The 13,158-nt window shown below is 68.3% G+C and carries 13 protein-coding genes; 7 read left to right on the top strand and 6 right to left on the bottom strand.

All coding sequences use genetic code 11. The features are described from left to right. Positions 1–72: 72 nt before the first annotated feature. Positions 73–1,158 carry an amidohydrolase family protein gene (locus AB0L57_RS24910; RefSeq protein WP_364966639.1) on the top strand — a complete coding sequence of 362 codons (1,086 nt, stop codon included), beginning with the start codon at positions 73–75 and terminating at the stop codon, positions 1,156–1,158. 22 nt (positions 1,159–1,180) lie between these two features. Here the strand turns inward: AB0L57_RS24910 and AB0L57_RS24915 are convergent, their stop codons facing one another. After that, positions 1,181–1,585 (bottom strand): Dabb family protein, encoded by a 405-nt coding sequence (locus AB0L57_RS24915; protein WP_364966642.1) that lies wholly within the window; start codon positions 1,583–1,585, stop codon positions 1,181–1,183. A 111-nt stretch (positions 1,586–1,696) separates the two neighbouring features. On the opposite strand from AB0L57_RS24915, the gene AB0L57_RS24920 reads away from it, so the two are divergent. Then, positions 1,697–2,332, top strand: coding sequence for a TetR/AcrR family transcriptional regulator (locus AB0L57_RS24920; RefSeq protein ID WP_364966645.1), 636 nt, complete (start codon positions 1,697–1,699; stop codon positions 2,330–2,332). Positions 2,333–2,350: 18 nt separating this feature from the next. Here AB0L57_RS24920 and AB0L57_RS24925 read toward each other — a convergent pair whose 3' ends face one another. Continuing rightward, positions 2,351–3,058: a TetR/AcrR family transcriptional regulator gene (locus tag AB0L57_RS24925; protein ID WP_364966648.1), complete on the bottom strand. Its 708-nt coding sequence runs from the start codon at positions 3,056–3,058 to the stop codon at positions 2,351–2,353. A gap of 89 nt (positions 3,059–3,147) precedes the next feature. Between AB0L57_RS24925 and AB0L57_RS24930 the strand changes: the two genes are divergently transcribed. From AB0L57_RS24930 to AB0L57_RS24945, 4 genes are all read left to right on the top strand, one after another. Continuing rightward, positions 3,148–3,984 (top strand): SDR family NAD(P)-dependent oxidoreductase, encoded by an 837-nt coding sequence (locus tag AB0L57_RS24930; protein WP_364966651.1) that lies wholly within the window; start codon positions 3,148–3,150, stop codon positions 3,982–3,984. Positions 3,985–4,006: 22 nt separating this feature from the next. Beyond that, on the top strand, positions 4,007–4,936 hold the full coding sequence (locus AB0L57_RS24935) for a ferritin-like domain-containing protein (protein ID WP_364966653.1): 930 nt from the start codon (positions 4,007–4,009) through the stop codon (positions 4,934–4,936). Beyond that, on the top strand, positions 4,933–5,469 hold the full coding sequence (locus AB0L57_RS24940; RefSeq protein ID WP_364966656.1) for an NAD(P)/FAD-dependent oxidoreductase: 537 nt from the start codon (positions 4,933–4,935) through the stop codon (positions 5,467–5,469). Before AB0L57_RS24935 ends, AB0L57_RS24940 begins: the two co-directional genes overlap by 4 nt. A gap of 138 nt (positions 5,470–5,607) precedes the next feature. After that, positions 5,608–7,119 carry an NAD(P)/FAD-dependent oxidoreductase gene (locus AB0L57_RS24945; protein ID WP_364966659.1) on the top strand — a complete coding sequence of 504 codons (1,512 nt, stop codon included), beginning with the start codon at positions 5,608–5,610 and terminating at the stop codon, positions 7,117–7,119. On the opposite strand, the gene AB0L57_RS24950 is transcribed toward AB0L57_RS24945, so the two are convergent. From AB0L57_RS24950 to AB0L57_RS24960, 3 genes are read right to left on the bottom strand one after another with little or no spacing between them, the layout of a single operon-like run. Next, a complete protein-coding gene (locus tag AB0L57_RS24950; protein WP_364966662.1) occupies positions 7,092–7,865 on the bottom strand; it encodes a helical backbone metal receptor in 774 nt (257 codons plus the stop codon). The genes AB0L57_RS24945 and AB0L57_RS24950 overlap by 28 nt on opposite strands. 55 nt (positions 7,866–7,920) lie before the next feature. Further along, positions 7,921–8,688, bottom strand: coding sequence for an SWIM zinc finger family protein (locus tag AB0L57_RS24955; RefSeq protein ID WP_364966665.1), 768 nt, complete (start codon positions 8,686–8,688; stop codon positions 7,921–7,923). Further along, entirely contained in the window at positions 8,685–11,543 is a 2,859-nt protein-coding gene (locus AB0L57_RS24960; protein WP_364966668.1) for a DEAD/DEAH box helicase, read from the bottom strand. Before AB0L57_RS24960 ends, AB0L57_RS24955 begins: the two co-directional genes overlap by 4 nt. A gap of 181 nt (positions 11,544–11,724) precedes the next feature. On the opposite strand from AB0L57_RS24960, the gene AB0L57_RS24965 reads away from it, so the two are divergent. Then, entirely contained in the window at positions 11,725–12,432 is a 708-nt protein-coding gene (locus AB0L57_RS24965) for an HNH endonuclease family protein (protein ID WP_364966670.1), read from the top strand. Between the two features lie 62 nt (positions 12,433–12,494). On the opposite strand, the gene AB0L57_RS24970 is transcribed toward AB0L57_RS24965, so the two are convergent. Further along, positions 12,495–13,097, bottom strand: a complete 603-nt coding sequence (locus AB0L57_RS24970; RefSeq protein WP_364967041.1) for a helix-turn-helix domain-containing protein — start codon at positions 13,095–13,097, stop codon at positions 12,495–12,497. Between the last annotated feature and the right edge of the window lie 61 nt (positions 13,098–13,158).

A 13,158-nucleotide genomic window follows, 5' to 3' on the forward strand; every position in this document is an offset into this window, starting at 1 on the left:
TGTGCCCCGCACGGGTGCGCGAGCGTGTGACAATGCGCTGATCGGACCCGTCTGCCGCGACGAAAGGGTGTCATGGACCTCGCCGGTATCAGCGTTGTGGACGCACATATCCATCAGTGGGATCCGCTGAATACTCCGCGCGACTTCAGCACCCTGGCCAAACTGTTCCGGTTCGTGCCGTTGTCGGTCGACAGGGCCGCGCGGCTGGCGCCGAAGCGAGATCGTGACTTCGTCGGAAACCCCGATGCCTATCTGCGGCCGTATCTGCCCGCGGACTATCGGGCGGATATCGGCGATGTCCCGGTGGAGGCACTGGTACACATCGAGGTCGAATGGGCCGGGCGTGCGCCCGACGCCAAGGCCGACGAGACGCGCTGGGTGGCGAGTCTGCCGTTCGGTGTCGACACCCCGGCGCTGGGCGCGATCATGGGTAGCGGCGATCCGGCGGCACTCGGATTCGCGGAACTGATCGACAAGCATCAGTCGGCGTCACCGCTGTTCCGCGGTATCCGCACCATGGTCGCCCATCATCCGGATTCGGGAGTGCGATCGTTCTGCAAGGCCGAGGGCGCGCTGTCGGCGCCGGCCTTCCTCGACGGATTCGCGGTGCTCGCCGAACGCGGACTGTCGTTCGAGGCGTGGGTCTACTCGCATCAGATCCCGGAGGTGACCCGGCTCGCGAGCCGGTACCCCGAGGTGACCATCGTGCTCAACCACCTCGGCACACCGGCCGGGATCTTCGGACCGGTGGGCCGCGACACCGGCACCAATCCGGGCCGCCGCCGCGAGCTCTTCGTGCAGTGGCGCGACGATATCGCCACGCTCGCAACCCATCCCAATGTGATGGCGAAGGTCAGCGGACTGGCCATGCCGATTCTGGGCCACCCCGTACCGGTGCGCGGCAGCACCACCTCGGTGGCCGAGTTGCTCGACCGCACCGCCCCGCTGCTGCACCACGCCTTCGATGTCTTCGGTGCGCAGCGTTTGATCTGGGGCTCGAATTACCCTGTGGACAAACCGATTACGACAATCGCCAACAGTGCCCAGGCGGTGATCGACGTCCTCGCCGACCGGGACGGCAGCATCGAGGAACTCGAACAGGTCTTCCGCACCAATGCCCAGCGGGTGTACGGCATCGACGCCGAACTGCTGACCTGAGCGCTCCCGGGTGCGGCCCCGGTCAGCCGAAGCGCACCTCCGGGATGGTGCCCATCAGTTCCGCCCATTCGGGATGGGCCGCGAGTTTGCGATCGTTGATCGCGAGGATCTTGGCGCTCAGGTCCGGGTCGGGATCGTCGGAAACATCCGGGCCGATGTGCAGTTTGGCCAGATGCGGGATGATCTCGGGATCGCCGGCCAGGTGGACCGGGTCGTACATGTACCGCTCGAGCGCGTCCAGATCCGCGATCCCCACACAGTAGGCGTGCGTGTAACCACTGTCCGGATCGCTGACGACGGTGCGCCCGACGGTGGCGAACGACACCGAATCGACGGCTGCGGTGCGGCGCATCAGTGTCAGCACCTGCTCACGGTCCGCCGCGGTGGCCTCCTCACGGAATGCGAAGCGCAGTGTGTGGACGATCATGAAGCCCTCCTGTTATTTGAACTCACTGGTTCAATCTAGTGAACTGATCGGCAGGTTCACAAGAGCTCCTCACATGGTTCATCGGATCGAACCCGGCGGTAGGATGCGGCGGTGACGAAGGCGACGGCTCCCCGCGGCCGAATCGACAAACGGCAGGCGATTCTCGATGTCGCCTTCACCGTGTTCGCCCGGCGCGGCTACGACCGCGCTTGCGTACAGGAGATCGCGGACGAAGCCGGAGTCGCGAAACCCACTGTCTACAACCACCTCCGGGACAAGGAGACGCTGTTCCGCAACACCGTGATCGCCGCCGCCGACGACATCGGCGCACAGTGCGCCCAAACGATCGAGCCGCTGCGCGGGATCGACGGTGCCCCCGGGCCGGCCCTGCGCACCACCGCGCGCGAACTGCTGCGCATCTGCGCCGGTCCGCGTGCACACGCCCTGCGGGCGTTGACCTACGCCGAATTGGGCACCTTCCCGGATCTGGTGCTGGCCGTCCAGGAACGCACCTCACTGCATCTCGCCGAAGCCCTGGCCGATCGGCTGGCCCGCCTTGCCCTGGACGGCCGACTGCGCGGAACCGATCCCGAGTGCGCCGCCGAGCAGTTCCTGTCGTTGCTGACCGGACCACTCGAAGCCCGCTCGCGGCTGGGCACCCGCAAGGTCGGCGCGCGCGAACTCGAGGCGATCGCCGACGCCGCGACGGACACCTTCCTGCGCGCCTACGCGACCGAAAAGCCTTAGCGCACAGGAACTCTCACATCACCGCGGTGTGATCTCCAGATATTGCGCCGACAGCACCGCCGCGTGCGCACCGGTGTGCTCGACCAGCCGCTCGGCATCGACATCGAGAGTGCCGGCCCGCCACGCCGACAGCAGTTCCACGAATCCGCCGATTCCCATGAGCGTGCTCATGCGCAGTGACAGCGGGTCCACGCCCGGACGTAGATAGGGTTCGGCCGCGGCCATCAGCCAATCGGTGGCGTCGGTGAGCATCTTCGAGCGGCGGGCCTCGAGAATCGCGCTGCCGGCGTGGTCGGCCGCCAGGATGCGGGCGTGGCCGTCGAACTGCAATTCGACCGCGCGGGCGATCGTGGTGCGCAGGATCTCCAGGGGCGGCCGGCCGATGTTCTCCGCGATCACCGCCGTGAGCTCACCGAAGACCTCGATACACACCTCGTCCCAGACGGTGGCGAGCAGTTCGTCGCGGTCGGCGAAGTGTTCGTAGAAATAGCGATCGTTGAGACCCGCGCGGGCACACACCCCCCGCATGGTGACCGCCGCCCAGCCGTGTTCGTCCCAGATGTCGAGGGCCGCCTCGAGCAGCCGGGCGCGGCGCTCCCCGCGCCGCTGTTCCGGTGTGCGCCCACCCCAGGTACGCGGCGCCGCGCGGGTGGTCTCGGCTCGCTGCGCACTGCCGTCGCCGGACCGATCGTGCCGGGACGTATGCGCCGATTGTCGCGCACTCATGGTTGACATTCTCCCCCATCGCGCGCCTAATTGGTGGCAGGCGCGGCCAATTTGCCGCGCAGGCCAACGACGGCTCCGGGAGTTCACTCATGCGACTCAATCCCTTCGGCGGTCCCCGCCGCACCGAACGGGCGGATGCGGTGGTCACCGGCGCCGGCAGCGGTATCGGCCGGGCATTCGCCGTCGAACTGGCCCGCCGCGGCGGCCGGGTGGTGTGTGCCGACATCGACGCCGAGGCCGCCGCCGCAGTCGCCGGGGAGATCACGGCATCCGATGCGGACGCCCTCGCCGTCGCCTGCGATGTACGCGTGGCCGAACAGGTCGAGGAACTGGCCGACACCGCCGAGGACTGGTTCGGCACGGTGCCCGGGGTGGTCGTCAACAACGCCGGAATCGGGCGGGGCGGCGAGGTGATCGGCGAGGCTCCGCTGACACAGTGGCATCAGGTACTCGATGTCAATCTGTGGGGTGTGGTGCACGGCTGTCATGTCTTCGCACCTCGGCTACGGGCCGCCGGACGTGGAGCGATCGTGAACACCGCCTCGGCCGCGGCATTCGGCACCGCACCCCGAATGGGCGCCTACAACGTCAGCAAGGCCGGGGTGCTCGCGCTGTCGGAGACCTTGTCCGCCGAACTGGCCGGTACCGGTGTGAGTGTCACGGCGTTGTGCCCGACCGCGGTGCGCACCAATATCCTCACCGGCGTCGAGATCGAGGACCCGACCATCGCCCGGCTGGGCGATGCGATGCTGCGCTGGACGGGACGATCCCCGGAGTCGATCGCCCGCACCACCCTCGATGCCGTCGATCACGGCCGTCTCTACGTCGTGCCGCAGATCGAGGCCAAGCTCATCTGGCAGTCCAAACGACTGCTTCCCAGCCCCTACACGCAGGTCACCGGGCTACTCGAACGAATGATGCGGTAGCCCGCCGCAAGGAGGTCGGACAATGGCGTTCGCATATCCGGACATGCTGGCAACGGTCCAGGACCGGCAATGGTCGCTGGCCGATATCGATTGGGACGCACCGGGAGCCGAGCTGATCACCGCGGAACAGCGGCCTCGGCTCGCGGCCTTCATGGCCGATCTGGTGTGGATCGAACATGTCGGAGCGCGCGGTTTCGCGGCACTGACCCGCAAGGCGCCTCCGGGCGCCCTGCGCGAGATCTACCGCTATTTCCACGCCGAGGAGCAGAAGCACGCCAATGCCGAGCTGGCGCTCATGCGGCGCTGGGGGATGCTGCCTGACACTCCCGCCGCGATGCCGGTGCCCAACAACAATATTCGCCTGGTGATCGAGTGGCTCGATCGTTTCGGCGATGATCTGTCCCTGCCGGTGCTCGGGACCGTGATCCCGTCGCTGGAGACCGCGCTCGACGGCGCACTGGTGAAATTCCTGCTCGACGAGGTGCGCGATCCGCTGTGCCACGAGGTCTTCCGGCACATCAACAGCGACGAATCGCGCCATCTCGCCGTCGGATTCCAGGTGCTCGAGCAGCTCGGCGCCGGACCGGTGCGGCGACTGGCGATCGAGACGGCCGGATTCGCACTGCGCCCGTCCTTCGCGCTCGGGGCGGTGCTCTACGCACCGCTGCTGTCGCGGATGGCCGCCAATATCGTCGCGCTGGGACTGGACGAGGAAAAGCTGTGGAATGCGGTGCGGCGCTACGAAACTCTCGGTGATCGCAAACCCGCGATTCGACGGGTGCCGCTGTATCACGTGGTCCGCTACCACGCGCGCATGACCATTCACCGGATTCAGCCGGTGCAGCTGGCCGTCGATGTGCTCAATATCGGCATCGACCGTATCCCGGCCCGGCTGTTCGGCGCGCCGCCGTCCTGGTCACGGGAACTGACCTACGAACCGGTGGCGAAATGACCGGCGCCGCGGCCGTGTCCGAACCGCGCGGCGGATCGGACTTCACCGGCGAGCGGATCCACTGCGAGCGGTGGGACGACCGTCGCGATCTCCGGGGGCGGCGGGTGGCTGTCGTCGGTTCGGCCGCGGCGGTGGCGCGGGTGTTGCCGGCCGTGGTCGCGCAGGCCGGCAAGGTCACGGTGTTCCAGCACGATTCGGTGTGGATGCTGCCGCGGTTGCCGATGCCAGGCCTGTCCGCCTTCGTTCCCGCGCGCCTGAGCCGCTGCGCCGCGCGGGCGAATCTGCGAATCCAGGTCCGCGACAAGTGGGTACGGCGTCAGCTGACACCCGAGGGCGGGACCGACATCCGGCGGCACAGCCACTACTACCGGGCCCTGCAGCAACCCAACTGCCGGCTGGTGACCTGGCCCATCGCCACTCTCGCACCACTGGGAATCCGAACGGTCGACGGCATCGAACACCGGGTCGACTGCATCATCTTCGCGCACGGCGACCGGGTGCGGGTGCCCCGCGGGAGACAGGAGCAACGATGACCCACAATCGCGCAGCCGGTCATCGATGCGACCGGGTGCGGGTGCCCCGCAGGAGACAGGAGCAACGATGACCCACAATCGCGCAGCCGGTCATCGATGCGACCGGGTGCGGGTGCCCCGCAGGAGACAGGAGCAACGATGACCATCGATCACGAGGTGATCATCGTCGGTGCCGGATTCTCCGGTATCGGCGTGGCGATCACATTGCGGGAGGCCGGTTTCCGGGACTTCCTCATCGTCGACGACGCCGACGGCGTGGGCGGCACCTGGCATTGGAACACCTATCCCGGTATCGCCGTGGATATTCCGTCGTTCAGCTACCAGTATTCGTTCGAACAGAGTTCGCGGTGGTCGCGGGTCTACGCACCCGGCCGTGAGCTCAAGGAGTACGCCGAGCACTGCGTGGACAAATACGGGCTGCGACCGCGAATCCGGTTCAGCACCACGGTCACCGCCGCCGAGTTCGATTCCGACGCGGCGGCGTGGACCCTGCACACCAGCGACGGCGACCGGCTCACCGCACGTTACGTGATCGGCGCGACCGGCGTACTGACCCGGCCGAAACTACCGGATATCCCTGGTGTGGAATCATTTTCGGGCATCACGATGCACACCTCGCGGTGGGATCACGAGCAGTCGCTGCGTGGTAAGCGGGTGGCGATCATCGGCACCGGCGCCTCCGCGGTCCAGATCGTGCCCTCGATCGCACCGGAGGTCGCACAGCTGACGGTCTTCCAGCGCACCCCGATCTGGTGCCTGCCGCGGCCGGACAGCGCACTGCCCGCACCGGCCCGCTGGGCGCTGCGGTATCTGCCCGGCGGACAGGCGATCTCACGACTGGCGAGCCAGACGTTCGTCGAGCTCACCTTCCCGCTGTCCGCGCACTACTATTCGACGCTGCCACTGGCGAAGCTGGGCGAACGCAGTGGTCTCGCGCATCTGCGGCGACAGGTGCACGATCCGGTGGTTCGCGCCGAACTCACTCCGCGGTATGCGCTGGGTTGTAAGCGACCCGGATTCTCCAACGACTATCTGCCGACGTTCAATCGCGACAATGTGACGCTGGAGACCGATCCGATCACCGAGATCACCCCGGCCGGTGTACGTACCGCCGGAACCGAGCATCCGGCCGACGTACTGATCCTCGCCACCGGATTCAAGGTGATGGAGTCGGGCAATATGCCCACCTTCGATATGACGGGCGTCGATGGGCGCGATCTGGAGAAGTGGTGGGACGAGAACCGGCTGCAGGCCTATGAGGGCGTGAGCGTGCCGGGATTCCCCAATTTCTTCTCCATCATCGGGCCGTACGGCTACAACGGCGCCTCGTATTTCACGCTGATCGAGATGCAGACCCAGCACATCCTGCGCCTGCTGCGGCACGCCCGCAGCAAACGTGCGGATCGCATCGAGGTCACCGCGGCTGCCAACGAACGCTACTTCCGGCAGATGCTCGACCGGCGTGACGGACAGGTGTTCCGGCAGGACAGCTGCGCGTTGTCCAACAGTTACTACTTCGACAAACACGGCGATGTGCCGTTGAAGCCGATGAGTACCGTCGAAGCGGCCTGGCGGGCCACGCATTTCGATCTCGGCGACTACACCTTCGCCACGGTGGGTGCTCAACTGTCGCGCACTCCGGCCAGCTGAGCGGTGAGGCGGGCGCGGGCCTCGACGAGCGACGGGCCGTACCAGGTGAGGTCGCGGCCGCTCACCAGTGCCACCGCGATACCCGGGAATGCCTCGGGCCCATCGGTTTCGGTGAACACATACGGCTCGTCGGGTAGTACCGCCAGCTCGACGCCACGGGTCAGTTCGGATTCCGGAACGGTGGGATAGCGGTCGCCGCCCTCGGCGTGGACCAGGCGCAGGCCCAGTCGGCGGGCGATATCGGCGGTGAAGGTGTCGCGGCCCACCACCATCCAGGGATCACGCCAGACCGGGATCACGGCGGCGATCGGCGACGGCGCCGGGGCCGACCAGACCTCGCGTGCCCGGCTCAGCCAGTCGGGGACGGTGCCGTCGAGGGCGACCGCGAACAGCCGCGCCATCGAATCGAAGGCTTCGTCGAGGGTGCGAATCCTGGTCACCCACACCGGGATTCCGGCATCACGCAATCGTTCGACATCGAGACGGCGGTTCTCTTCCTGATTGCAGACCACCAGATCCGGCGCCAGCTCGGCGATGCGGCGCACATTAGGATTCTTTGTGCCGCGTACTCGTTCGACGGTGAGCCCGGGCGGATGGGTACACCATTCGGTGGCGGCGACGAGCAGGCCGGGACGGGTGACCGCGATCGCCTCGGTCAGCGACGGGACCAGCGACACCACCCGCCGCACCGATTCCGGCAGCGCCACGGGAACCCCGAGATCGTCGACGAACCGGCCGGTGCTCATGCTCGCCAGAATAGTGACATCGACGCGGCGCGCGCCCGAGGTCCGCGAGCCGGGCCTACCCCGAACTCTCCAGCGCGCGGAACAGTGCATCGAGTTCGCGCAGGCCCGTCTCCGCCATCGTTTCGTCCTCGCTGGTCATGCGCAGGGCTTGGCGCAGGGGTTGCGGATCCAGGTCCTCGACCGCTGCCCGGAACCGCGGCGCGGGCAGTTCCGGCAGGACGAGGTTCTCGCCGTAGATGTCGTCGGAGACCGTGGGCCCCTGGTCCTCCTGAACACCCCGGATCAGGGTCTCCAGATCCAGTCCGCGCAGGGTCAGCATGATCACCGGGGATTCGTCGAGCCGTTCGGCGACGATGTAGCACAACGCGGCCACGTGCTTGCACGGCCAGCCGTCGTCCGGGCAGGTGCAGGAGAAATCCAGTTCGGCGGCGGTATTCGGCAACAGCAGCGGGCCCAGGGCCTGCGGCAGGGCGCCGGAGGCGAGCTGGGCGAGCATGCCCGGCGTGCCGCGGACCTGGTCGACCAGCTCGTCGAGCCGCTCGTCGCGCAGCACGCGCAGGGTCAGAACCGCGGTGAACGGGCGCGGCTGGCTGCCCTGGACCTCGGCCGCCACCGCACCGGGCTCCAGGTGGTAGTCGACCACCTGCCCCGACCGAGCGTAGGTGCGCCCCCGGGAGAGGCGACCGGCGTCGGCGACCTGTTCCACGGCCTCCAGGAAGGCCTTCCCCCACCAGGTCCGGGCGAAGGAGCCTCGCCGGTTGCGGGGTTCCACACCACCGCGCACCGGACGGCGGGTGCCGTAGGCGCTGAAATCGGGATTCATTCGCCCACCGCCTCCGCGCCGAGTGCGAACAGATCCCGCAGCTCGTCGGTGCTCAGCTCGGTGATCCAGTTCTCCCCGGCACCGACGGTCAGATTCGCCAATTCCTGTTTGCCGGTGAGCATGTCGTCGATACGTTCCTCGATCGTGTCCACACACACCAGCTTTCGCACCTGCACATCCCGGCGCTGACCGATGCGGAACGCACGATCGGTGGCCTGGTTCTCGACTGCGGGGTTCCACCAGCGATCCAGGTGCACGACATGATTGGCGGCGGTGAGGTTGAGCCCGGTGCCGCCGGCCTTCAGGGAGAGCACCATGATGGGCGGGCCGTCGGCCTCGGCGAATCGTTCGACCATTCCGTCGCGGCGCTTCTTGGCGACACCGCCGTGCAGAAACGGAACGGTGGTGCCGAACCGCTCGTTCAGATACGGGGTGATCAGATCGCCGAATTCGCGGAACTGGGTGAACAGCAGGGCCCGTTCCCCTTCGGCCAGTACCGATTCCAGCACATCCTCGACCAGAGCCAGTTTTCCCGATCGGTGCCGACCGCGCCGCATCAGCGCCGACCCGTCGCCGAGGTAGTGCGCGGGATGATTGCAGACCTGTTTGAGTCTGGTCAGCGCTGCCAGTACGGCGCCGCGCCGGGCCATGTTCACCGCGGTCGAACCCGTTGCGCGCGAGGCCTTCAGCTGCGCGAGCATATCGTCGACGACGGCCTGGTACAGCGCTGCCTGTTCGGCGGTGAGGTTGGCCCGCACCGTCATCTCGAACTTCTCGGGCAGATCGGAGATGACCGAGGGATCGGTCTTCACCCGGCGCAGAACGAAGGGCGCGGTGATGGAGCGCAGGCGGCTCACCGCGTTCTCGTCGTGCTCACGTTCGATCGGCACCGCGAAGCGGGAATGGAATTCCGACGGCTTACCCAAGATGTCGGGAGCGGCGAAATCGAGAATCGAACGTAATTCCTCGAGTCGGTTCTCCACCGGTGTTCCGGTGAGCGCCAGGCGATGCCGTGCCCCGACCGCCCGGGCCGCGCGGGCCTGGCGGGTGGCGGCGTTCTTGATGTGCTGAGCCTCGTCCACCACCACTCGTTCCCACCGCTGTCGTTTCAATTCCTCGACGTCGCGGGCCAGCAGCGCGTAGGTGGTGAGTACGAGATCCGAATCACGCACGGCCGCATCGAATTCCGCGCCGGATCGCCGCCCCGGGCCGTGGTGGACCAGCACCCGCAGGCCGGGGGCGAAGCGTTCGGTCTCCCGCTGCCAGTTGCCCACCACCGACATCGGGCAGACCAGCAGGGTCGGCGCCGGGGCGCAACCCCTTGTGGCGGACTCTCTCTCGTGCACCAGTAGAGCCAGCACCTGTACCGTCTTGCCGAGACCCATATCGTCGGCGAGGATGGCACCGCAGCCCAGGCGGTTCATCGTCGCCAGCCATGACAGCCCGCGCAGCTGATAGGGGCGCAGCTGCGCCTTCAACCCGGCGGGTGGTTCGACGGGATCACCGGTGTGGACGCCGTCGAACAGTTCGCGGACCCAGCCGGTGGCGGTCACCTCCTCGATCGGGACATTGCGGACCTGGGTGGCCGCGATCTCGCCGAGCAGTTGGGTCAGTGTCGCGGGACGGTCGTCGGTGCGGCCCTCCAGATAGGCCGCGGCAGCGGTCAGACTGCGCTGATCGGCCTGGACCCATTGACCGCGCAGCCGGACCAGATCGGATTTGGCCTGGATCAACCGGCTCATCTCCTCGGCGGTGAGCACGGTGTCACCGAGTGCCAGCTCCCACCGATAGGACAGCAGTCCGCTCAGCCCGACCGCGGTCTCGGTGGCGGCCGGTGACCGCACCCGCAATCGCATGGTCGGCGAGACGATGCGCCATGCCCGCGGCAGCATGAGCTGGACCCCGGCCTCGCGCAGCGCGTTCGCGCCATGCGCCACCAGTTCCTGCACGACCGGAGTCGGCAGCAGGAAATCCATCCCGTAGGGATCACGCGGCACCTGCTGCAGGCGCGGATAGGCCTGGACGGCCGCGGCCACCCTGTCGCCCGCCAGCCGGATCAGGGCCGGATCACCCTGGATCGGAACAGGTTGCGGTGCTTCACCTTCCGAACGCAGACAGACCTCGAGGCGCCACAGCGCGGCCATCGCCTGCGGGTCGTCGTCGGGATCGTCGTCGGGTTCCAGCAGTCGCAGCACCAGATCGGGTTCACCGGCGGTGAGGCTGGTGCGCCACTGCTCGAGGACCGAGGCGACCCGATGGGAGCCCGCGTCCAGGGGCACATCGGCGACCAGCGCGGCCAGCAGCGGATGGGCGGGTTCGCGGGTGTAGAGCTCCATGCGGGTCAGCGGATCGGCGAGTTCGGTGACCAGGTCCTCGAGCACCGCCGTCGCGGACCGGGCGTCCGGTACGCGCAGTGCCGGGGGCATCGCCGCGGCGAGTTCGGCGAGCCACGCACGCTGTCGCTGCCCGCCGACCAGCCGCCAGCGCACCCACCACTCACCGTCGGCGCGATGCAGTTCGGGCACGATCCGCCCCGCCCGCACCCAGCGCCGCACTCCGCGCGCCACGTGGGCGAGGTACCGCAGGTCCGCGGCGACCAGGCGCTCGGGCAGTGGCTGGGTGAGCACCCGGGCCGCGACCGCCGGTGCCGTCGCGTGGCCGCGCACCTCCGCGACCTGGGGCCCGGCGGAACCCGCGAGCAGTACCCGGGCCCGATGCCGGAAGCGAGCCGTACGCGCGATCTCCCCGAGCGGATCGGGAAGATCGGCGAACTCCGCCGCGGCGGGCGTGCCGTCGGAGCCGGGCAGGCGCCACAGCACCAACCCGGACCCGGGCGACCACAGACCGTGCAGCATTCCCCCATCCAATCAGCCGGTACCGACAACCGGGCCCGGGGCCGTCGGCTCGGCACGCGTCCCTCCGTTCCCGGGCGACGAGCACCACCGCGGGGCGGATCGAACAGCGTTTTCGGGCCGACGCACCCCGTCCAGCAGATTCCGGCCACTTCTGGTCGGCGGTGCACAGTAGATCTGGCATATGCGATGGGGATGGATCGCCGGGGCGGCTCGGATACTGGCCGGGGTGGCAGTCGTGGTTGTGGCCGGGTGCGCGACGTTCACCGGTCCGCCGCCCGCTCCGGGCAGCCCGACTCGGGCTCGGCTCGAGGAGCTGCTGGGCCTCGTGCGGGTGGTGCCGAATCGCCCGCATCCGGGCGGATACGACCGGGACTGCGGGGCGCGACGCGGCTGCGTCTTCGGTCCGGCCTGGTCCGACGATCACGATGGGCCCGGCGGGCACGACGGCTGCGATTCTCGCAACAGCGTGCTGGCCGGGCAGCTGCACGAGGTCAGATTCCGGCCCGGTACGCACGACTGTGTCGTGGTCGCGGGCACGCTGTACGACCCGTACACCGGCCGCCGGATCGGATTCGATCGTGCCCGCGCCCGCGAGGTGCAGATCGATCACGTGTATCCGCTGGCCGCGGCCTGGGATATGGGAGCGGCCGGCTGGCCGGTCGCGGCCCGCATGCGCTTCGCCAACGACATCGAATTCAATCTGCTGGCGGTCGACGGGCCCACCAATATGAACAAGAGCGACCGAACTCCCGCCGACTGGCTACCGCCCGCTCGCGCGTATCGCTGTTTCTACGCCGGGAAATACCTCACCACGGCCGCCCGATACGAGCTGCCGATCAGCGCCGGTGACCGTTCGGCGCTGGCACGGGTGGCGAGGAGTTGCCCGTGACTCGAGCTCCGCGCGTATCGGGCGGGACCGGCACCGCACACCGAAACGATCCCGGTGCCGCCTCAGTCCGCTTCCTCCTCCAGGCGCGTCAACAGCCGCCGTGCCGCGGCGCGCAGTTCCGCGGGGTCATCGCGCACTCCGAGCAGACGCAGGGCGGCGTCGGGGATGGCGGTCCGCGCGGAGTCCGGTGCCTCGCCCTCGTCGGAACGGATATTGATCGCCGTCTCCACGATTCGGAACGGCAGCACCTGGGCGCCGGGCACACCGGCCGGACCCGCCGCCTCGATCGCGGCCGCGGCCAGCTCCTCGTAGTGCCGGCGCAACCGGGCGCGTCGGCGGCGGAACTCGGCGAACCGCTCGTCACGCAGTTCCGGAAGCAGATACAGGGCACCGAGATTCCATTTCGACAAGCACAGCTGACCGACATCGGCCCATGCCAGCGCGTAGAGGCGTATCGCGGCGGGTGCGGTGTCGGCGAGCAACCGGCCGGCCAGATCCAGTGGCGCGGTGATGGTCTCGGCGAGCAGTGCGTCGAGGATGTCGTCCTTGGCGGCGAAGTGGTGATACAGCGAGGCCTGCCGGATACCGACGGCGTCGGCGATGCCCCGGGTGGAGGTGCTTCCGTATCCGTTGGCGGTGAACAATTCGGCTGCCGCATCCAGGATTTCGGCGCGCGGCGTCCCCCCGCGGCGGCTGCGCTGATCGGCACGGGGGCGCCCCGGCCCG

It is taken from the genome of Nocardia sp. NPDC052254, assembly GCF_040679495.1.
GTDB lineage: Bacteria > Actinomycetota > Actinomycetes > Mycobacteriales > Mycobacteriaceae > Nocardia.

What these genes read in the sequence shown, in the direction of transcription:
- AB0L57_RS24910 (WP_364966639.1), top strand. Translation starts at nt 73, where the DNA reads ATGGACCTCGCCGGTATCAGCGTTGTGGACGCACATATCCATCAGTGG.
- AB0L57_RS24915 (WP_364966642.1), bottom strand. Translation starts at nt 1,585, where the DNA reads ATGATCGTCCACACACTGCGCTTCGCATTCCGTGAGGAGGCCACCGCG.
- AB0L57_RS24925 (WP_364966648.1), bottom strand. Translation starts at nt 3,058, where the DNA reads ATGAGTGCGCGACAATCGGCGCATACGTCCCGGCACGATCGGTCCGGC.
- AB0L57_RS24930 (WP_364966651.1), top strand. Translation starts at nt 3,148, where the DNA reads ATGCGACTCAATCCCTTCGGCGGTCCCCGCCGCACCGAACGGGCGGAT.
- AB0L57_RS24935 (WP_364966653.1), top strand. Translation starts at nt 4,007, where the DNA reads ATGGCGTTCGCATATCCGGACATGCTGGCAACGGTCCAGGACCGGCAA.
- AB0L57_RS24940 (WP_364966656.1), top strand. Translation starts at nt 4,933, where the DNA reads ATGACCGGCGCCGCGGCCGTGTCCGAACCGCGCGGCGGATCGGACTTC.
- AB0L57_RS24945 (WP_364966659.1), top strand. Translation starts at nt 5,608, where the DNA reads ATGACCATCGATCACGAGGTGATCATCGTCGGTGCCGGATTCTCCGGT.
- AB0L57_RS24950 (WP_364966662.1), bottom strand. Translation starts at nt 7,865, where the DNA reads ATGAGCACCGGCCGGTTCGTCGACGATCTCGGGGTTCCCGTGGCGCTG.
- AB0L57_RS24955 (WP_364966665.1), bottom strand. Translation starts at nt 8,688, where the DNA reads ATGAATCCCGATTTCAGCGCCTACGGCACCCGCCGTCCGGTGCGCGGT.
- AB0L57_RS24960 (WP_364966668.1), bottom strand. Translation starts at nt 11,543, where the DNA reads ATGCTGCACGGTCTGTGGTCGCCCGGGTCCGGGTTGGTGCTGTGGCGC.
- AB0L57_RS24965 (WP_364966670.1), top strand. Translation starts at nt 11,725, where the DNA reads ATGCGATGGGGATGGATCGCCGGGGCGGCTCGGATACTGGCCGGGGTG.